Origin of the sequence: Hydrogenophaga sp., assembly GCF_035481345.1 — a bacterium.
GTDB lineage: Bacteria > Pseudomonadota > Gammaproteobacteria > Burkholderiales > Burkholderiaceae_C > Hydrogenophaga.
Genome location: NZ_DATIGV010000050.1, coordinates 1 through 19,202, shown reverse-complemented (window position 1 = coordinate 19,202; position 19,202 = coordinate 1). Strand labels below are relative to the sequence as shown.

The following is a 19,202-nucleotide window of genomic DNA, read 5'->3' as shown; positions in this document are numbered from 1 at the left end:
ATACAGGTCCGGGTAGCCGGAACTTCTGATTTCCGTGCAATGCGCCACGGCTGCGGGACCCCGTACGGGCACCGGCCGCCCTTTGCCACAATAGCCGCCATGCACAGCCCCGCCCCCTTCCCCGCCGCCCGCCCGCGCCGCCTGCGCCGAGACGCCTTCACCCGCGAGCTGGTGCGCGAGCACCGCCTGCACCCGTCCGACCTGATCTACCCGGTGTTCGTGCTCGACGGCGCGAACCGGCGCGAGGCCGTGGCCTCCATGCCCGGCGTGGAGCGCCTGAGCCTGGATCTGCTGCTGCCCGTGGCCGAGGACTGCGTGAAGCTGGGCATCCCGGCGATCGCGCTGTTCCCGGTGATCGACCCGGCGCTGAAGACGCCCGATGGCCAGGAGGCCACCAACCCCGACGGCCTGGTGCCGCGCGTGGTGCACGCCCTCAAGCAGCGCTTCCCCGAACTGGGCGTGATGACCGACGTGGCGCTGGACCCGTACACCAGCCACGGCCAGGACGGTGTGCTCGACGAGGCCAACTACATCATCAACGACGAGACCGTGGCCATCCTGGTGCGCCAGGCGCTCACGCAGGCGGCGGCGGGCGTGGACATCGTGGCGCCCAGCGACATGATGGACGGGCGCATCGGCGCGATCCGCCAGGCGCTGGAGGCCGACGGGCGCGTGCACACGCGCATCATGGCCTACAGCGCCAAGTACGCCAGCGCCTTCTACGGCCCCTTCCGCGACGCGGTGGGCTCGGCCGCCAACCTGGGCAAGGCCGACAAGAAGGTCTACCAGATGGACCCCGGCAACACCGACGAGGCCCTGCGCGAGGTGGCGATGGACATCGCCGAGGGCGCGGACATGGTGATGGTCAAGCCCGGCATGCCCTACCTCGACATCGTGCGCCGCGTGAAGGACGAATTCGCCATGCCGACCTTCGCCTACCAGGTGAGCGGCGAGTACGCCATGCTCAAGGCCGCCGCGCAGAACGGCTGGCTGGACCACGACGCCGTGATGATGGAAAGCCTGCTGGCCTTCAAACGCGCAGGCGCCGACGGCGTGCTGACCTACTTCGCGCGCGACGCCGCGCGGCTGCTGCGCGGCTGAGGACCGGACGATGCGGGTCTTTCATGTACAGCCCGGATCGGTGAACGAATCCACCGGGCTGCCCATGCTGCTGCCCGCCAAGGGTTTCCTCTGGGTGGCCTGCGGCCGGCGCGAATTCGAGCTCGAGCACGGCAATGTTCAGGCCGCGCTGCAGGTGATGTGCAGCACCACGCTGGTGGACCTGCACGTGAGCGACCTGCTCAACAACCAGTTGCCTTCGCACTACGACTACACCTCGCAGTACGACATCCTGGTGTTCCGCCGCCTCGCGGCCGGGCAGGCCGAGACCGACATCTCGCAACCGGGCGCGGTGCTCACCGAGCACGTCAAGCGCGGCGGGCCGCCGGTGCTGCGGCGCATCGACACCAGCCCCGTGGGCTTCGCGGTGTTCGACCGCGTGCTGCTGACCGTGCACCCGGCCGGCTGCGGCGTGCTCGACCAGTATTCCGCGCGCCTGCTCGCCAGCGCGGGCTTGGCGCCGCGCGCCGTGGGCGGCGGCCTGCCGGGCAACCCGGCCGACCTGATGCTGCGCATCGTCAACCAGATGGTGGACGGCTACCTGGACCTGCGCCGCGAGCTCACGCGCCAGCTCGACCACTGGCAATCCGAGCTGCTGCACCCCAAGACGCGCTTCACCAACTGGAATTCGCTGCTGGACGCGCGCATCTCGCTGCACCACCTCGACGAGATCTGCGAGGACCAGCGCAGCGCCCTGCAGGACTGGCTGGAGGCACTGGAGGACTGGGAACCCAACGAAGCCACCGGCGGACTGCGCGGACTGGAGCTGCTGCGCGTGCGCAGCCGCGACGTGCTGGAGCACATCGAGCGCGTGGTGCACCACGTGCGCCGGCTCGAGCAGAACGCCGAGACGGCCGTGCAGATGCACTTCTCGGCGCAGAGCAATCGCACCAACGACATCATGCGCACGCTCACGGCGCTCACCGCGGTGTTCCTGCCGCTGAACCTCATCGCCGGCATCTTCGGCATGAACTTCGAGTTCATCCCCTTCATCCACGAGCGCGCGGGCTTCTGGTGGGCGATGGGCTCGATGGTGTTCGTGGCCGTCGGGCTCAGCGTGTACTTCTGGCGCAAGCGCTACCTGCGCTCGTCCTCCGGCCGCTGAGCACCGGCCCCCACGCTCCGCCGCTGCGCGGGTCGCTGCCCCCCGAGGGGGCTGATCCGGCTTGGGGCGGCCCGGCGCCGGATCGCTTTCAGACGTACGGCTCGGCCAGGCCTTCGTTGGCCATCACACGCCGCAGCGCCGGGCGATCGAGCATGCGCTGCAGGTACGGCCCCAGGTGTGGCCGCTCGCGCGCTGGGCGCACCGGTGAATCGGGCGAGAAGTGCCGCGTCCAGCGGCACAGCGTGAAGACGTAGGCGTCGAGCAGCGAGTACGCCTCGCCCAGGAACCAGGGGCCGCCGTGGCGCGCGAGTTCGGTGTCGAGCTGATCGAGCAGCGCACCGACGCGGCGCTTGGCCACGGCCTTGATCTCGGCTTCGCTGTCGCTGCCGGCCTCGTTCACCCAGCGGTAGGGGTAGAAGTAGACGATGAGCGTGGCCTGCAGGGTGTTGGTGAGCCACATGAGCCACTTGTAGGCCAAGGCGCGCTCGCGCGTGCCCAGGGCGGGCATCAATTTCGCGTCAGGGTTCGTGTCGCTCAGGTGCAGGCCGATCGCGGCGGTCTCGTACAGCACGAGGTCGCCGTCTTCCAGCACGGGGATCAGGCCGTTGGGGTTGAGCGCGCGGTAGGCCGGCGAGTCGAGTGCGCCGTGCTCGCGGTCGATGCGCGCGCGCTCGTACGGCACGCCCAGTTCTTCCAGAAGGATGTGCGGCACCATGGCCGCGGTGCTGGGGTAGAAGTGCAGTCGGATCATCGAGAGGTGGGCTGGGAAACACCGAAGAGCGCGGCGCCATTGTCCCAGGCGATCTTCCTCGCCACCTCGGGCGGCAGCGTGCCCAGCCAGGCGCGGTAGCCCTGCATCAGGCCGTCGTAATAGAGCCAGCGCTGGTTGACCCAGGTGTCCGAGCCGATGAGGAAACGGTCGGGGTACTTGAGCAGCAGCGCGCGCCACTCGGGGCACAGCTCGCCCTCGCCGCAGGTGAGGCCCGGGCGGTAGGACAGCTCGCCGCGCAGTTGCGGGAAGCGGGCGAAGAGTTCGTCGACGCGCGCGACCGGTGAGCCGCCGATGCCGGTGTGCGCCCAGATAAAAACAAAGCCCCCACGCTCCGCCGCTTCGCGGGTCGCTGCCCCCCGAGGGGGCTGATCGGCCTTGGGGCGGCCCGGCGGCCGATCCGTCTTCTGCCTCCCGGACAACGTGTGGCCCATGAGCTTTTCCACCGCCACGTCGTCCACGTGCGCGAGGATGGCCAGACCCTTCTCGTCCGCCAGGGCCATGAGCTGTTTCGCCACGGGTCCGTCGGCGTTGGCGCTGTCGTACAGGTGGAATTCGCCCAGGCCGCGGTAGGGCCCGGCGGGCGTGCCGCGCGCGAGTTCGGTGTTCACCATCTCCACGATGCTCGGGTCTCGGAACCAGTTGCCGTAGTCGGCGCGGTTGCGGTAGAGCCGCACGAAGGGCACCACGGTGACGCCAGCCGCGAGCGTCTGCTCGCGCGCCTGCGCCAGGGCGCGCGTGCCGTCGTTGGGCCGCGAATTGGCCACGATGGCGCGCACGCCGTTGCGTTGCATGCGCTCCAGCACGTCGGTCAGCGGGTGCGGGCACTCGGGCGCGGGCGTGCTGGCGTGGCCGCAGGCTTCGTCGTTGTAGTGCAGGTGCGCGTCGAACAGCGGGCCGCGGTACTGCGCGGCGGCGCCGATCGACAGGCCCAGCCCCGCGAGCAGCAGCGCCAGCCGCTTCATCGGGATCAGCCTACATGCTGGGCGAAAAACGCGAGGGTGCGCTCGCGCGCCAGCTTCGCCGCCGCTTCGTTGTAGGAGCCGCGCTGGTCGCAGTTGAAGCCGTGGTTGGCGTGGTAGACGTGCACGTTCACGCCGGGCTGGGCCCTCTTGAAGGCTTCCACGGTGTCCAGCGGAATCCAGTGGTCCTGGTCGCCGAAGTGCGCCATCACGGGCACCTGGGGCTGGCGCGCGGCTTCCTCGGGCGTGGTCATGCCACCGCCGTAGTACGGCACGGCCGCGCTCAGGCCCTTGAGCGTGCAGGCCGCGCGCCAGGTGAGCAGGCCACCCCAGCAGAAGCCCACGATGCCCACCTTGCCCGCCTGCGCGGCGTGCTCGATGGCGGCCTGGATGTCGGGCATCACGCCGGGTGCGGGCAGCGCCTCCACGGCGGCCTTCAGGGCCGAGCCCTCCTTCATGTCGGCCTCGGTGTAGCCAATCTCCAGATCGCCCTTGCCGATGCGCGAGAAGGTGCTGGGCGCCACGGCGAGGTAGCCCGCCGCCGCGTAGCCGTCGGCCACGGAACGGATGTGCGAGTTGACGCCGAAGATCTCCTGCAGCACCACGATGGCGCCTCGCGCCTTGCCGGACGGCTGTGCCACGTAGGCGGGGAAGCTGTGGCCGTCGGCGGCCTTGAGGGTGATGGTGTCGCTCATGTGATGCTCCGAATTGATGCGTAAATTCAGGCCTGCAGCCGGCGTTCGACGAAGTCGAGCCGGTCCTGGCCCCAGAACAGTTCGCCGTCGATGACGTAGGCCGGCGCGCCGAACACGCCCGCGTCGATCGCGGCCTGGGTGTGGGCGTCCGCCAGGGCCTGGCCCTCGTCGGACTGCGATTGTGCGAGCCGCGCGGCGTCCAGGCCACCCTCCTTGAGCAGCACGGCCAGCGTGGTGGCATCGGCGATGTCGAGCTCACGCGCCCAGACGGCCGAGAGCACCGCGCCCGTCAGGCGCAACGCCGCCTCGGTGCCGTCGCGCTCGGCCACCACACTGATCAGCCGCGCCGAGGGATCGCCCCCCACGGGAAAGTGTTTCGGGTGCAGGTTCAGGGGCAGGCCCAGCCACTCGCTCCAGCGGCGCAACTCCACCAGGCGGTAGGCCTGGCGCTGCGGCGCGCGCTTGCCCAGCGGCAGCCCGCCCGAGAGCGGAAAGATCTTGCCCAGGTCCATGGGGCGAACGCGCACCTCGGCACCGGTGGCGTGGGCGATGCGCACGAAACGCTCGTGGCCCAGGTAGGCCCAGGGGCTCATCGTGGCGAAGAAGTAGTCGACCGTGCGACGCATGGAGTCTCCTGTTGGCTGTTGTAATGGGCGCCGTTCAACGGCACAGGCGCTCTTGTACGCCATGCGGATGACTGTTGCAGGAGGTAGGAAATGAGCGACAAGGTTTTGCTGGTCACGGGCGGCTCGCGCGGCATCGGCGCGGCCACCTGCCGCCTGGCGGCGAAGGCGGGCTGGGCGGTGGCGGTGAACTACGCCACGAACTCGCTGGCCGCCGACGAGGTGGTGCGCGCCATCCGCGCCGACGGCGGGCGCGCCATGGCGGTGCAGGCGCAAGTGGAGGACGAGGCGCAGGTGTTGCGCATGTTCGAGCAGATCGACGCCAAACTGGGCCGCCTCACCGGCCTGGTGAACAACGCCGGTGTGGTGGACCGCCGGGCGCGGCTCGACGAGATGGACATGGCGCGCTGGCGGCGCATGTTCGACATCAACGTCATCGGCAGCCTGCTGTGCGCGCGCGAGGCCGTGCGCCGCATGAGCCCCAGGCACGGTGGTTCGGGCGGCGCCATCGTCAACCTCTCCAGCGCGGCGGCGCGCCTGGGCTCGCCCGCCGAGTACGTGGACTACGCGGCGGCCAAGGGCGCCATCGACAGCTTCACCGTGGGCCTGGCCAAGGAGCTCGCGGCGGAGAACATCCGCGTCAACGCCGTCCGCCCGGGCCTCATCGACACCGACATCCACGCCAGCGGCGGGCGGCCCGACCGCCTGCGCGAACTCGCGCCGCAGATCCCCATGCAACGCGGCGGACAGGCCGACGAGGTGGCCGGCCTGATCGTCTGGCTGCTGTCGGATGCCGCCAGCTACACCACCATGAGCCTGATCGACGTCTCCGGAGCCCGCTGATGAACGCGCAGAAAAAGGAACCCCGCCTGTACTGGGAAGACCTGAGCGTCGGCGAGACGCGCGACCTCGGCAGCCTCTCGCCCACGGCCGAGGAGATCGTCGCCTTCGCCAGCCAGTGGGACCCGCAGCCATTCCACCTGGACCCCGAAGCCGCGAAGGACTCGGTCTTCGGCGCCCTGTGCGCCAGCGGCTGGCACACCTGCGCCATGGCCATGCGGCTCATGGTCACCAACTTCCTGCACGAGACCTCCAGCCTGGGCTCGCCGGGGCTGGAGAGCCTGAAGTGGCTCAAGCCCGTGTTCCCCGGCGACACGCTCACGCTCAAGCACACCATCACCGAGAAGCGCGTGATGGGCAAACGCCCCGACGTGGGCCTGGTGCGCACCATCTGGGAGATGGTGAACCAGCACGGCGACCCGGTGCTGCGCATGGAAGGCTATGGCATGTTCCGGTTAAGGCACCCTGCCCAAACGCCCTGAAGCCAGCCACAATGCGGCGCGCCCATCCGCCGCCGCCATGGACTTCAAACCCCTCATCACCCTGCTGGCCATCGTCAACCCGCTGGCCATCGTTCCCTTCTTCATCCACTACACGCAGGGCTTCAGCCGCAAACAGCGCCAGCGCACGGTGATGATTTCGGCCTTCAGCGCCTTCGCGGTGATCGCCACCTGCGCGCTGGTGGGCCTGCAGATCCTGGAGTTCTTCTCGATCTCGCTGGCGAGCTTTCAGGTCGGCGGCGGCATGCTGCTGCTGACCTCGGCGCTGTCCATGCTGAACGCGCGCCCGGCCGAGGCCAAGGCCACCGACCAGGACCTGAGCGACGACTCCCCGCGCACCAGCATCGCGGTGGTGCCGCTGACCATCCCCCTGCTCACCGGCCCGGCCACCATGTCCACGGTGGTGATCTACGCCGACCAGGCCAAGACCTTCTTCCAGCACGCCGCGCTGGTGGGTTACGGCGTGGTCATCGCGCTGGCCACGGCGGTGTGCTTCGCGCTGGCCGAACCCATCGCGCGCGGCCTGGGCCAGACCGGCATCAACGTGATGACGCGGCTGATGGGCCTGATCCTGGCGGCGCTGTCGGTGGAGGTGATGGCCAGCGGGCTGGTGAAGCTGTTTCCCGCACTGGCGGCCTGAGAGCCGGGATCGCCCGCACGCGCTAGGGCGTGGCCGCGGCGGCCAGGCGCTTGTGGCGCAGGGCCGCGGGCGGCAAGCCCACGATGCGCTTGAAGGCGCGGCTGAACGAGGCCTCGGAGTCGTAGCCCAAGCGCGTGGCCGCCACCGCCACGCGCATGCCCTCGCGCTCGATCCAGCGGCGCGCCTGGAACATGCGCACGCGGGCCACGTACTTCGCGGGGCTTTCGCCCACGGTGCGGGTGAAGGCCTCGGCAAAGCTCGAGCGCGACGCGCCCATCAGGTCCGCGAGTGCCGGCACCGACCAGTCGCGCTCGGGCGCGGCGTGAATGGCCGCGATCACCTTGCCGATGCGCGGGCACTGCATGGCCGCGATCCAGCCGCTGGCGTCATTGCAGGCGCACTCCACCCAGGCGCGGATGATGCTCGCGGCCAGCACGTCCGCCAGGCGCGCGAGCATGCCGCAGGCGCCGATGCGCTCCAGCGCCACCTCACGCTCCATGGCCTCGAGCAGCGCGGGCACCGACGGGTCGCGCGACGCCAGCTCGTTGGCGCGCATCACGTCCGGCATCATGGCCAGCAGCGGGTGCAGCGGGTCGAGGTTGAAGCGCATGGCGCCGCAGAACATCACGTCGCTGGTCGGGCCCAGCGGCTCGCCACCCGCGGGTGGCGCCTCGCCAACGAGGTAAATGTTGTCGGCCACCGGGGTGCGCGCCAGCGAATCGATGTCCACCGTCGGCACCTGCGGCGAACTCGCCAGCACGTGAAAGGCGCCGCGCGGCAGCAGCACGGCGTCACCGGCCTGCAGCGCCAGCCAGTCGCTGCCCGGCGTGCGCAGCCAGGCGGTGCCACGGGCCACGAAATGAAAGCGCGCCTCGGGCCGCGCGGGAAAGGCCACGGCCCAGGGCGGACGCATCACGCAGCGGCCGTATTCCACGCCATCGAGCCGCAGCCCGAGCAGGATCTGACTCAGCAGGTCCGAGGGCTTGCTGGGCGCCGGTTCCCGGGCTTGGGGCGCAAGCGCGGAGGAATGGTCATGCATTTCGGCCGATTCGACATTGAAACGCCGAGATGCTAGCCCTAGGCTGTCGACCTTGCCCATCCGGCGCCCTTTTCAACCCTTGCCCACCCATGACTTCTTCCTGCAGCGCCTGCCTCGACGCCGAACCGGCCGGCCTCCCCCTCACGCCCGAACCCCCTTCCGCCCCCGCACCGACCACCGACAAGGCCCACTGGGCCGCGATCGGCTCCCTGTCCTTGGGCGTCTTCGGCCTGGTGACGGCCGAGTTCCTGCCCGCCAGCCTGCTCACGCCGATGGCCGCGGACCTGGGCATCAGCAACGGCGCGGCCGGCCAGACCGTCACCGCCACGGCCGTGGTCGGCGCCATCGCCGCGCCCGCCCTGCCCGTGCTCACGCGGCGCATCGACCGCCGCTGGGTCATGCTGGCCCTGAGCGCCCTGCTGGTGGTCTCCAACCTGATGGCCGCACTGGCCAGTTCCCTGCCCGCCTTGCTGCTGGCGCGCGTGCTGCTGGGCGTGGCGCTGGGAGGCTTCTGGTCTTTGGCCGGCGCGCTGGCGCTGCGGCTGGTGCCGCCCGAGCGTTTCGCGCGGGCGATGTCCCTGATCCTCACCGGCGTGTCGGTGGCCACCGTGTGCGCCGCGCCCGTCGGCGCCTGGATGGGGGAGCTCTGGGGCTGGCGCAGCGCCTTTGTCGTGGCGGGCGCGGTGAGCCTGCTCACGCTGCTGGCTCAGGCGCTGACCTTGCCCGCCCTGCCGCCGCGCGACCACGCCGACCTGCGCCGGCTGGGCCGCCTGCTGACCCGCGGCGACGTGCGCGTGGCCCTGCTGGCGGTGGTGCTGGTGATCTCGGGCCACTTCGCCGGCTTCACCTACATCCGCCCGCTCATGGAGAACGTCACCCACCTGTCGGTGCAGGCGATCTCGCTGGTGCTGCTGGGCTACGGCATCGGCGGCTTCTTCGGCAACCTGGTGGGCGGCTACCTGGCCGAGCGCAGCGAGCGCCGCGCCATCGTGGCTGGCGGCACGCTGATCGTGCTGCTGGCCGCGGGCCTGCTGCTGGCGGGCGGCTCGCCGCTGGTGACGGCCGTCGCCGTCACGCTCTGGGGCTTTGCCTTCGGTGCCTTCCCGGTGGGGTTTCAGACCTGGATCGTGCGCGCCGCGCCCGACCAGACCGAAGCCGCGGGCGGGCTGCTGGTGGCCGCGTTCCAGATCGCCATCGCCAGCGGCGCCATCGGCGGCGGCATGCTGGTCGATCACGTGGGCGCGCTCGGCGGGCCCCTGTTCGCGATCGCCACCATCACCCTGGGCACGCTGCTGACCCTGCGCCATGGCCCGCGCGCCCAGCGCGCCTGAAGGAACACGGCGCCATGAACGCGACCCCTTCTCCCGTCCAGCTCCCCGGGCTGAACCGGCGCATCGCGCTCGCCGCCCGGCCCGAGGGCGCGCCGCGCCTGTCGGACTTTCGCGTCGAGACCGGGCCCATGCCCGAGCCCGCGCAGGGCCAGGTGTTGCTGCGCACCCTGGCGCTGTCGCTCGACCCCTACATGCGCAACCTGATGGACGCGGTGGGCCCGGGCTACGCGCCGCCCGTGGCGCTGGGCGAGACCATGGTGGGCGGCACGGTCAGCCGCGTCGTGGCGTCGCGCCACCCCGAGCTGCGGACCGGTGAGCTGGTGCTCGCTCGCGCGGGCTGGCAGGACTTTGCCCTGTCGGACGGCAGCGAGCTGCTGCCGCTCGATGAGGGCGCGGCGCCGTCCCTGGCGCCTTCGCTCTCGCTCGGCGCGCTGGGCATGCCGGGTTTCACCGCGCACGTGGGCCTGCTCGACATCGCCCAGCCGCGCCCTGGCGAGACCGTGGTGGTGGCCGCGGCCACGGGTGCCGTGGGCGCCATGGTGGGCCAGTTGGCGCGCCTGCACGGCGCGCGTGCCGTGGGCATTGCGGGCGGTGCCGACAAGTGCCGGCACGCCGTGGACGCCCTGGGCTTCGACGCCTGCGTCGACCGTCAGGCCGCCGATTTCGCGCAGCAACTCGAGCGAGCCTGCGCACAAGGCATCGACGTGTACTTCGAGAACGTGGGCGGCGCCGTGCTCGACGCCGTGCTGCCCCTGCTCAACCCCGGCGCGCGGGTACCGGTGTGCGGCTTCATCGCCCACTACAACGGGGCCACGGGCGATGCGCCTTCACCGGACCAGCGGCCCGCGCTGCTGGCCACCGTGCTGCAAAAGCGCGTTCGAATGCAGGGCTTCATCGTGCTCGACCACTACGGCGAGCGCTTCGAACACCTGCAGCGCTTTCGCGAGCGCATGCACCGCTGGATCAAGGAAGGCCAGGTGCATGCGCAGGAGCACGTGGTGGACGGGCTGCTGCAGGCACCGCAGGGGCTGATCGACCTGCTGGCGGGGCGCCACCTGGGCAAGACGGTGGTGCGCGTGGCCGAGGCCTGAACCCCGGCCCGCGCCGCCACGACTCACTTCAGCTTCTGCGTCTCCGCGCGGAACTCCGCCAGCACCGCGCGCGCGTTCTTCAGGCCGCGCCCCTCGGCCGCCGCGACCCACCGGTCCTCCAGTTGCGCCTGCTTGGCCTTGACGTCGTTCACGAAGGCCTCGTTGGCCATCTGGCGCTGCACGCCGGTGGTCTTCTGGATGTCGCGCGAGGCGGCGTCGGTGCGGTCCCAGCCGGCGGCGAACAGGCGCGCGGCGTATTCGCCGGAAACCTTGTCGATGGCCGCGCGCTCCTCGGGCTTGAGGCCGTCGTACTTGGCCTTGTTCATCATGAAGACGAAGCTGGTGTTGTAGAGGCCACCGGGGAAGGTGGTGGCGTACTTCACCATGCCCAGGCGCATGGACTGCAGGGACTCGTCGGGGAAGAAGGTGCCGTCCATGACGCCGGTGGACAGCAGCTCGAAGGAGTCGGTGGCGGGCTTGAGCGTGGTGTTCCAGCCCATGAGCTTGGACAGCTCGTTGATGTTGCCGCCGCCGATGCGGAACTTGAGCTTGGCCGCGTCGGCGGCGCTGGTCACCGGCTGCTTCACCGTGAAGATGATGCCGGGGCCGTGCGTGAACACGGCCAGGGTCTTCACGCCGCGGTGTTCGCCCAGCGGCGCGAAGTACTTGTCGTAGATGCGCTGGTAGGCCACGCTGGTGGCGGTGGAGCTGTCGCCGAGGAAAGGGAATTCGGCCACCTGCGTGAAGATGAAGCGCCCGGGCGTGTAGCCGTCCACCGTGTAGGACACGTCGGCCAGGCCATCGCGCACCGCGTCGAAGGTGCCGGGCGGCGCGGACACGGCCTTGGGCAGCAGGTTGCATTTGACGCTGCCCTTGGTCTCTTTCTCCACGGCCTCGCACCACTGATTCTGCGCCATGGTGGCGCCGTGCGCGGGCGGCAACCAGGTGGAGACGCTGAGCACGGTCTGCGCGCCGGCGGTGCCGCTGGCGGCCAACAGCGCGAGCAGCGCGACGGGCTTGAGGATGTTGCGGTTCATGGACTTGTCTCCGTGGTGCTGGTCAGGCCATCGTGGCCGGCTGGGTGGGGGAAAGGGTCTGCGCCTGCTGCTCGGCGCGCACGCGCGCCTCGAGCAGGCGGCGGAACTGGATCAGCGCCGCGTCCATGGCCAGCGGCAGCATGGGCAGGGCGGGGTTGTGCTGGATGTTGCGGTGCTGCGCGGTGATCATGTCGCGGTCTTCGTTGAAGGCGCCGATCAGGCTGTCGTAGATGCTCTGCGTCACCGTCTCGTCGCCCTCGCCCGTGGGGTGCGACTGCTGGAAGAAGTAGTGCGTGGTGGTGGCGGTCTCGGGCGTGAGCGTCTGGCAGGAGTGCAGGCGCACGGACGGCCCCGGCGCATCGGGCGCGCTGCCGGTGGGCCGCCCACCCGAGTGCATGAGCAGCGTGCCGGGCAGCAGGAATTCGTAGACGAACCAGCGGTCCAGGTTCGTGTCGAAGCGGCGGAAGCGCTGGTAGAAGGGCGGCGGCGGCACGTCGTTCACGTGGCGCGAGACCTTGATGCCGAGCTGCGGCCACTCGGCGTTCGGGCCGGGCACGGGCTCGATGGCGGGCCGCGCCTGCGCGATGCGCGTGGAGCCGCCGAGCGACTTCTCGTGCACGTAGCTCAGGTGCGAGAAGTCCAGCAGGTTGTCGCAGATCAGCAGGTAGGGCGTGTCGTAGTGCAGGTAGCCGGGTTTGTTCTGCCAGTCCGGCGAATCGCAACTGAAGTTGTCAGGCAGCAGCGCGTCGTCGGCCAGCGCGGGGTCGCCCATCCAGACGAAGACCCACTTGTTTCTTTCCACCAGCGGGTAGCGCTTCACCTTGGCTTTGGCCGGAATGATCTCGATGCCCGGGGCTTCGACGCACTGGCCGCGGTGGTCGAACTTGAGGCCGTGGTAGCCGCAGCGCACGCAGTCGCCCTCTCGCCGGCCCACCGACAGCGGCGCATGCCGGTGGCAGCAGCGGTCTTCCAGCGCGATGAGCTCACCGGCTTGCGTGCGGTAGACCAGCACCGGCTCGCCGAGCACGGTGCGCGTGAACAGGGTGGGCGAATCGGCCGCCGGGATCTCGTGGTCCCAGGCGATGACGTACCAGCAGTTGCGCAGCCACATGGGTGTCTCCTCCTCGTGGGGATGGAAAGGCCATGCTAGGGAGCTGCCGGCGCCGGCTTGTCCCCTCCGAAGGGGATGGGCAGGGATACGACCAGGGCACCCGTCCCGCGTGCAGGAGACGCAGGCAGCACACCGCCCTCATGCCAGCCAGCGCGCCAGACGCAGACGATCCGCCGGCAGCCCCGCCTCTGCCAGTTTCGCGTACGCGCGCTTCCTCAATGTCACCACCGTCGATGGCGCGACATCGAGTTCCGCCGCGATGCCATCCGCGCTGAGCCCGTGCGCGATGCGCGCCACCACCTCGGCCTCGCGCGGTGACAGCGCGGGCACCAGCCGCGACAGGCGCTGGCGCGACTGCGTGATCTGAGCCTCGCGATCCACCGCCACGCCCTCGGCGTTCAGGGCCGCCTGATGTGCCTGCCGCAGCAACGGCGCCAGCCCCAGCAGGCGGTCGATCTCATCGGGGCGGAACAGGCCCTGGCGTTCGTCGCGGTACAGGTGGATGGCCTGCACCGCACCGCGCACCGGCGCGTGCAGCAGGGTGAAGCGCTCGGTCAGGCGCTCGCGCTTGTAGATGTCGTTGCGCCAGCCCGCCACGGGCAGCTCGTCGGCGCGGCAGTGCAGCACCGCCACCTCGCGCGACGGGCGCTGCGACACGCGATCCGCCAGGCGCATCACCGAGTCGGCGCGCCAGTAGCTGCGGCGGTAGATGGCGAAGCACTCGGCCACCACGTCGCGCCCATGCGCGTGGCGTGAGCTGCCTTCGACGAGTTCGGGCGTGTCGCGCCGGAAGTTGACGAGCGAGAGGTACTCCACCGGCACCACCGCGTCGATGGCGCCGAGCAGGCGCGCCGCGCTGGGCGGCGCGCTCGCGCAGTCGATCAGGGCCGAGACAGCGGCCGGGCTCAGCGCCTGGCCGGGCGCGGGGGCATCGAGGGACCAGATGGCGGGCATGCGCCCATTCTGGAAACACGCGCCACCCGCGCGCCAGCGGGCTAACCCTGCCGCCGCGCTTCGGTGGCAACGCCCCTGGCCGGTGCGCTCAAGCCTGCTCGGGATACAGGCCGAGGGTTCGGGCGCGCAAACGGGCCAGGCCCAGCAGCGCCTCGGTGAAGGGCGTGGGCACCTGCGTCAGGCGCCCCAGCTCGGCCACCACGGCCACCAGCGCGTCGAGCTCCACCGGCCGGCCAGCTTCCACGTCCTGCAGCATGGAGGTCTTGAACGCGCCGAGCTTGAGCGTGACGGCGTGGCGGTCCTCGGGCTGCTGGTCGATGGGGATGCCCAGTTTGGCGCCGATGGCCTTGGCCTCCAACATGACGGCGCTGATGAAGCCGCGCACCTGCGGGTCACCGAGGATGCGGTCGGTGGTGGCGCCGGTGATGGCGCTCACGGGGTTGACCGTCATGTTGCCCCAGAGCTTGTACCAGACGTCCTTCTGGATCTGCGGGGACAGCTTGCCCTCGATACCGGCCTCGGTCAGCGCGTCAACGACGGCCTGCGCGCGCGGGCTCTGTTCGCCCGATGGCTCGCCCACGATGAGGCCGTTGCCGAAGTGGTGGCGCACCACGCCGGGCGCGTCGAGCGCGCAACTGGCGTGCACCACGCCGCCCAGCACGTGGCGGCCGGGCACGGCGCGCGCCATGGCGCCGCCCGGGTCCACCACGGGCAGGGCCGTGCCTTGCAGGGCGCCGCCGAAGCCTTCGAAGAACCACCAGGGCACGCCGTTCATGGCCGTGAGCACCACGGTGTGGCGACCGATCAAGGGCCCGATGGCGGGCGCGATGCCGGGCAGCGCGGGCGCCTTCACCGCGAGGATCACGAGGTCGTGTGCGCCGAGTTCGTGCGCCTGGTCGCTCGCGCGCACCGGGGCCTGCAGCAGTTCGCCGCCCTGATGCAGGCGCAGGCCGTTGGCGCGCAGCGCGGCCAGCGTCTCGCCGCGCGCCAGCGCGCTCACCTCGCGGCCCGAGCGCGCCAGGCGCGTGCCCAGCCAGCCGCCGATGGCGCCGGCGCCGACGATGGCAACGCTGCGGATGTCCGTTGTCTGGGCCATATCGCTCATTCGAAAACCTCCGCGCGGCGCGCTGCGGTGCGAGCCCCTTCGGGCGGCCGGGCGGCGCTCATGCCCGGTAGCTCGAATCGATGCGGTCGACCTGGCGCACCAGGGCGTCGAACACGTCGCGGCCGGCGCCGTGGCTGGGGCTGAACTGCAGGGAGTCGCGCGTGCACTTCTCGGCGATGGCCTCGGGCACGGGAATCGCGGCCTGCGGCCCGCCCATGCTGAAGGTGGCGAGCTGGATCTCGCAGGCGCGCTGCAGGGTCCAGAGGATGGCGAAGGTCTGCGGCAAGGTGCCGCCCCAGGCCAGCAGGCCATGGTTGCGCAGGATCACCGCCGGCTTGTCGCCGATGCTTTGCAGCAGGCGCGGGCCCTCGTCGGCGTGGATGGTGATGCCCTCGAAGTCGTGGTACGCCACCATGCCGTGCAGTTGCGCGGTGTAGAAGTTGGTCTGCTGCAGGCCGTCCTTGAGGCAAGCCACCGACACGCCAGCCGTGGTGTGCGTGTGCATCACGCAGTGCGCGCCTTCCAGGCCGTCGTGGATGGCGGCGTGCACCGTGAAGCCGGCGGGGTTGACGCGGTGCGTGGAGCCGTCGAGCACCTGGCCCTGCAGGTCGATCTTCACGAGGTTGCTGGCGGTGACCTCGCTGTAGTGCAGGCCGAAGGGGTTGATGAGGAAGTGTTTCTCGCCCCCGGTCACGCTGTCGGGCAGGCGCAGCGTGATGTGGTTGTAGATCATCTCCGTCCAGCCGAGCATGGCGAAGACGCGGTAGCAGGCGGCGAGCTCCAGGCGCGCGGCCCATTCGTCGGCGTGCATGCCGGGTGGCAGCACGGTGCTGGTTTGCAGGGCGGCGTTCATGGCGTGTCTCCTCGGTTCTCGGGCGGGTCGTGGATCAGTAGGTGTTCGGGCCCTGTTCGATCGGGCCCTTGAATCGGGTGAGCAGTTGCGTGGCGCCGGCGGCGAGCAGCATGCTGTCCGCGCCCACGGCCACGAACAGCGCACCGGCGTCCAGCCACTGGCGCGCACCGGCCTCGGTGGTGGCCAGGATGCCCGGGGCCTTGCCCGCCGCGCGGATGCGGCGCATGCCCTCGGCGATGGCGGCCTGCACCTCGGGGTGCGCGGCGTTGCCGCGGTGGCCCATGCTGGCGCTGAGGTCGGCCGGGCCGATGAACACCCCATCGACACCCGGCGTGGCGGCGATGGCGTCGAGGTGCTTCATGGCGGTGACGGTCTCGGCCTGCACCAGCACGCAGACCTGTTCGTCGGCCTCGTGCACGTAGCGCGCGTGCGCCTGCCAGCGCGAGGCCCGCGCCAGCGCGCTGCCCATGCCGCGCACGCCCACGGGCGCGTAGCGCGTGGCGGCCACCACCTGGGCGGCCTGCTCGGGCGTGTCGATCATGGGCACCAGCAGGGTCTGCGCGCCGATGTCCAGGTACTGCTTGATGAGCGCGGTGCCGACGTCGCCCGTGCCCACGGGCACGCGCACCACGGGGTGCGAGCGCGCATCACCCAAGCCCTGCTGCGCACTGGCCACCGCCTGCAGTTGCGCGAGCGTGCTGCGCACGTCGTTGGGCGCGTGCTCGCCGTCGATGAGCAGCCAGTCGAAACCGATGCCGGCGATCAGTTCGGTGCTGTAGGCGCTGGCCAGCGCGGCCCACAGGCCGATCTGCGCGCGGCCCTCGGCCAGGGCCTGCTTGAAGGCGTTGGTGGGGATCTGCATGTCGAAGGGCGTCAAACGAAACGGAAGCGCAGCACGCCGAGCGGGCCGTAGTCGGCCTCGAAGCGGTCGCCGGCCTTGGCGGGCACCGGGCGCGTGAACGAGCCTGCGAGCACGATCTGCCCGGGCTGCAGGGCCTCGCCCCAGGGCGCGAGCTTCTCCGAGAGCCAGGCGATGCCGATGGCGGGGTGGCCCTGCACGCCGGCGGCCAGGCCGGTCTCTTCCACCACGCCGTTGAGCCTGAGCGCGGCGCCGCACCAGGGCAGGTCGGTGGTGAGGGGATTGGCGCGGTAGCGGGCGTCGCCTTCGCCGATGACGATGGCGGCGTTGGCCGCGTTGTCGCTGATGGTGTCGAAGACCTTGCGCGGCTTCTTCGTGTCGCGGTCGAACTGCTCGATGCGCGCGTCGATGATCTCGATGGCGGGCGTGACGTAGTCGGTGGCGGCCAGCACCTGTTCCACCGTGACCGGGCCGCTGAGCGCCTGCTTGAGCACGAAGGCCAGCTCCACCTCCACGCGCGGCGAGAGGAAACGGTTCACCGGGATCTCCAGTTCCTCGCCCGCCTTGGCCACCAGCTTCATGGAACCCAGCAGGGTGCCGAAGTCGGGCTCGTCGATCTGGCTGGAGATCTGCATGGCGCGGCTGGTGAGGCCGATCTTGTGGCCGATGACCGGGTCGCCGCGACCGCGCTGCAGCGCCACCCAGGCGCGGCCCACGCGGTAGCCGTCGTCGATGGTCATGGTCGGGTGGCGCTGCGAGAAGTGGCGCAGCGGCACGCGCGTGCGTGCGGACTCGTCGAGTTCGGTGGCGAGCTGTTGAAGGGTGGCGTCGTCGAGCATGGTCAGGTCGATCGCAGGGGCGTGAACAGGGGGTGGAGGGAGCTGATCTTGGCGTCGAAGACCTCGGGGCCTTCGTCCACCTGCACGGTGATGCCGATGGGCCGGCGCGTCAGTTGCTCGGCGAAGTGCTGGCGTGCCACGGCCTCCAGCGCGCCGCCCGAGCGCTTCTGCACGGCGGCGCTGCGCCCGCGGCCCATGCGCAGGTTGAGGTAGACGAAGGCGTAGTCGCGGCCCATGCCGGCGGCCTCGCCCGCGGCGCCGCCGTCGGCGATGGCCCAGTGCGCGGCGGGAAAGGCCAGCACGCGCGTGCCGCCCGTGGGGAACACCTGGCGGCCGCCCTCGTCGTGGATGGTGAGCATGGCATCGGCCAGCGCGCGGCACAGGGCGCGCATGTCGGTGCCGCCCTCGGCTTCGGGCCGGTCGAGGTTGCCGCTGTAGAGGATGACGAGGTGGGGCATGCCGAGCCCTTCACAGCCGCGAGACGGCCTGGAAGCCCTGCGCCGACGAGGCCTGCGGCTGCGGGATGGCCTTGCCCGTGACCGGCGTGACGGGGAAGACGATGTTGATCTGGCCCGTGCCCGAGGCACCGAAGTACGGCGTGATGACCTCGCCGTGGCCGTCGTACTCGCTCCAGCCCAGCGCGCCGAGCATCATGGCCGTGTCGTGCATGAAGCCTTCGCCGTGGCCTTTCACGGCGTACTCGGGCAGCATCTCGCAGAAGGCCTTCCATTCGCCGCTCTGCCACATGCGCACCACCTCGTGGTCCATGGTTTCCAGGAAGGGGCTCCAGAGCTTGAAGGCGTATTCGGGCGCCAGGCCGTTCTGCGCGAAGCGGTGGCTGAGCGAGCCGCTGGCGAGGATGGCGACGGTGCCGTCGTACTCGTCCTCGATGGCGCGGCGCAGGGCCCAGCCCAGGCGGGCGCTGTCGTTGAGGTAGTGGGCCATGCACAGGGCCGACACGGACACGGCCTTGAAGTGCTGGTCGGGGTTCATGTAGCGCATGGGCACCAGGGTGCCGTATTCGGGCGCGAGCGTGGTGCCGTCGTGCGCGAGGGTGTCGACCTTCCACTCGTTCGCCACCTTGGCCAGCAGCTTGCCCAGTTCGGGGTTGCCGGGGATGGCGTAGGGCATGTTGGCGATGAAGTGCGGCAGTTCGTTGCTGGTGTAGTTGCCTTGCCAGTGTTTGGCACAGTTGATGTGGTAGCTGGCGTTGACGAGCCAGTGGGTGTCGAACACGATGAAGGTGTCGACGCCCATGTCTCTGCAACGCTGGCCGATTTCCTTGAGGCCGTCGATGGCGTCCTGGCGCGTGCCTTTGCGGGGGCCTTCGTCGATTTCGCTGAGGACGATGGAGGGGACGTGGGTGATCTTGGCTACCAGTGCTAATTTGCCCATGCTCGGTCTCCTTTTCCGTGTGTAGTGGGTTGGATTGCCACCGTCTGCTCGGCTGCCTTGGTGGTGGGCAGCGCCAATGGGTGCCCGCCTCCGCGAATGTCCCCCGCCAAGGGCTGCGCCCTTGGCTCCTCCTTTATTTCGCTGCGGCGGACACCCATCGTCGCTGCTGCGCGAGCGAACATCACACCCCCCAGTGAGGAATGTGGTGCGACCCCAAGGACACCGCCACGTTCTTGGGTTCCAGAAACACCTCGTAGCTCCAGGTGCCGCCTTCGCGGCCCGTGCCCGAGGCCTTGGTGCCGCCGAAGGGTTGCCTCAGGTCGCGCACGTTCTGC

The 19,202-nt window shown here is 70.4% G+C and carries 22 protein-coding genes; 7 read left to right on the top strand and 15 right to left on the bottom strand.

Going from position 1 to position 19,202, the window contains the following annotated elements:
* Positions 1-99: 99 nt before the first annotated feature.
* Positions 100-1,101: a porphobilinogen synthase gene (gene hemB / locus VLG41_RS05610; RefSeq protein WP_325348402.1), complete on the top strand. Its 1,002-nt coding sequence runs from the start codon at positions 100-102 to the stop codon at positions 1,099-1,101.
* Positions 1,102-1,111: 10 nt separating this feature from the next.
* Positions 1,112-2,224 carry a magnesium transporter CorA family protein gene (locus tag VLG41_RS05605; RefSeq protein WP_325348401.1) on the top strand — a complete coding sequence of 371 codons (1,113 nt, stop codon included), beginning with the start codon at positions 1,112-1,114 and terminating at the stop codon, positions 2,222-2,224.
* An 88-nt stretch (positions 2,225-2,312) separates the two neighbouring features.
* Here VLG41_RS05605 and VLG41_RS05600 read toward each other — a convergent pair whose 3' ends face one another.
* The 4 genes from VLG41_RS05600 to VLG41_RS05585 are packed head-to-tail and all read right to left on the bottom strand — an operon-like array spanning position 2,313 to position 5,276.
* The gene (locus VLG41_RS05600) at positions 2,313-2,975 is read right to left on the bottom strand and encodes a glutathione S-transferase family protein (RefSeq protein WP_325348400.1); all 663 of its coding nucleotides are present in this window, start codon (positions 2,973-2,975) and stop codon (positions 2,313-2,315) included.
* On the bottom strand, positions 2,972-3,958 hold the full coding sequence (locus VLG41_RS05595; RefSeq protein ID WP_325348399.1) for an amidohydrolase: 987 nt from the start codon (positions 3,956-3,958) through the stop codon (positions 2,972-2,974). The genes VLG41_RS05600 and VLG41_RS05595 overlap by 4 nt, the downstream gene beginning before the upstream one ends.
* A 5-nt stretch (positions 3,959-3,963) precedes the next feature.
* Positions 3,964-4,650 carry a dienelactone hydrolase family protein gene (locus VLG41_RS05590; RefSeq protein ID WP_325348398.1) on the bottom strand — a complete coding sequence of 229 codons (687 nt, stop codon included), beginning with the start codon at positions 4,648-4,650 and terminating at the stop codon, positions 3,964-3,966.
* A 26-nt stretch (positions 4,651-4,676) separates the two neighbouring features.
* A complete protein-coding gene (locus VLG41_RS05585) occupies positions 4,677-5,276 on the bottom strand; it encodes a 2-hydroxychromene-2-carboxylate isomerase (protein ID WP_325348397.1) in 600 nt (199 codons plus the stop codon).
* 90 nt (positions 5,277-5,366) lie between these two features.
* Between VLG41_RS05585 and VLG41_RS05580 the strand changes: the two genes are divergently transcribed.
* From VLG41_RS05580 to VLG41_RS05570, 3 genes are read left to right on the top strand one after another with little or no spacing between them, the layout of a single operon-like run.
* Entirely contained in the window at positions 5,367-6,116 is a 750-nt protein-coding gene (locus VLG41_RS05580) for an SDR family oxidoreductase (RefSeq protein WP_325348396.1), read from the top strand.
* Positions 6,116-6,595: a MaoC family dehydratase gene (locus VLG41_RS05575; protein ID WP_325348395.1), complete on the top strand. Its 480-nt coding sequence runs from the start codon at positions 6,116-6,118 to the stop codon at positions 6,593-6,595. The genes VLG41_RS05580 and VLG41_RS05575 overlap by 1 nt, the downstream gene beginning before the upstream one ends.
* Positions 6,596-6,632: 37 nt before the next feature.
* On the top strand, positions 6,633-7,253 hold the full coding sequence (locus tag VLG41_RS05570) for a MarC family protein (RefSeq protein ID WP_325348394.1): 621 nt from the start codon (positions 6,633-6,635) through the stop codon (positions 7,251-7,253).
* Between the two features lie 22 nt (positions 7,254-7,275).
* Here the strand turns inward: VLG41_RS05570 and VLG41_RS05565 are convergent, their stop codons facing one another.
* Positions 7,276-8,292 (bottom strand): AraC family transcriptional regulator, encoded by a 1,017-nt coding sequence (locus VLG41_RS05565; protein WP_325348393.1) that lies wholly within the window; start codon positions 8,290-8,292, stop codon positions 7,276-7,278.
* An 89-nt stretch (positions 8,293-8,381) separates the two neighbouring features.
* Here VLG41_RS05565 and VLG41_RS05560 point away from each other — a divergent pair, with 89 nt between their 5' ends.
* Positions 8,382-9,623, top strand: coding sequence for an MFS transporter (locus VLG41_RS05560; protein WP_325348392.1), 1,242 nt, complete (start codon positions 8,382-8,384; stop codon positions 9,621-9,623).
* Between the two features lie 14 nt (positions 9,624-9,637).
* Positions 9,638-10,714 (top strand): NADP-dependent oxidoreductase, encoded by a 1,077-nt coding sequence (locus tag VLG41_RS05555; protein WP_325348391.1) that lies wholly within the window; start codon positions 9,638-9,640, stop codon positions 10,712-10,714.
* Positions 10,715-10,737: 23 nt separating this feature from the next.
* Here VLG41_RS05555 and VLG41_RS05550 read toward each other — a convergent pair whose 3' ends face one another.
* From VLG41_RS05550 to VLG41_RS05505, 10 genes are all read right to left on the bottom strand, one after another.
* On the bottom strand, positions 10,738-11,751 hold the full coding sequence (locus VLG41_RS05550; protein ID WP_325348390.1) for a TRAP transporter substrate-binding protein: 1,014 nt from the start codon (positions 11,749-11,751) through the stop codon (positions 10,738-10,740).
* A 22-nt stretch (positions 11,752-11,773) separates the two neighbouring features.
* A complete protein-coding gene (locus VLG41_RS05545) occupies positions 11,774-12,862 on the bottom strand; it encodes an aromatic ring-hydroxylating dioxygenase subunit alpha (RefSeq protein WP_325348389.1) in 1,089 nt (362 codons plus the stop codon).
* 138 nt (positions 12,863-13,000) lie between these two features.
* On the bottom strand, positions 13,001-13,816 hold the full coding sequence (locus VLG41_RS05540) for a helix-turn-helix transcriptional regulator (RefSeq protein ID WP_325348388.1): 816 nt from the start codon (positions 13,814-13,816) through the stop codon (positions 13,001-13,003).
* A gap of 88 nt (positions 13,817-13,904) precedes the next feature.
* Positions 13,905-14,912, bottom strand: coding sequence for a 2-dehydropantoate 2-reductase (locus tag VLG41_RS05535; RefSeq protein ID WP_325348422.1), 1,008 nt, complete (start codon positions 14,910-14,912; stop codon positions 13,905-13,907).
* A gap of 67 nt (positions 14,913-14,979) precedes the next feature.
* Positions 14,980-15,774, bottom strand: a complete 795-nt coding sequence (locus VLG41_RS05530; RefSeq protein ID WP_325348387.1) for a class II aldolase/adducin family protein — start codon at positions 15,772-15,774, stop codon at positions 14,980-14,982.
* 34 nt (positions 15,775-15,808) lie between these two features.
* Entirely contained in the window at positions 15,809-16,636 is an 828-nt protein-coding gene (locus VLG41_RS05525) for an HpcH/HpaI aldolase/citrate lyase family protein (protein WP_325348386.1), read from the bottom strand.
* A gap of 11 nt (positions 16,637-16,647) precedes the next feature.
* On the bottom strand, positions 16,648-17,472 hold the full coding sequence (gene hpaH / locus VLG41_RS05520; RefSeq protein ID WP_325348385.1) for a 2-oxo-hept-4-ene-1,7-dioate hydratase: 825 nt from the start codon (positions 17,470-17,472) through the stop codon (positions 16,648-16,650).
* Between the two features lie 2 nt (positions 17,473-17,474).
* Positions 17,475-17,930 (bottom strand): 5-carboxymethyl-2-hydroxymuconate isomerase, encoded by a 456-nt coding sequence (locus VLG41_RS05515; protein WP_325348384.1) that lies wholly within the window; start codon positions 17,928-17,930, stop codon positions 17,475-17,477.
* A gap of 10 nt (positions 17,931-17,940) precedes the next feature.
* Positions 17,941-18,867: a 3,4-dihydroxyphenylacetate 2,3-dioxygenase gene (hpaD, locus tag VLG41_RS05510; protein ID WP_291018083.1), complete on the bottom strand. Its 927-nt coding sequence runs from the start codon at positions 18,865-18,867 to the stop codon at positions 17,941-17,943.
* Positions 18,868-19,048: 181 nt separating this feature from the next.
* Positions 19,049-19,202, bottom strand: a 154-nt coding sequence (locus VLG41_RS05505) for an aldehyde dehydrogenase family protein (RefSeq protein WP_325348421.1), incomplete at its 5' end; no start/stop codon positions are given.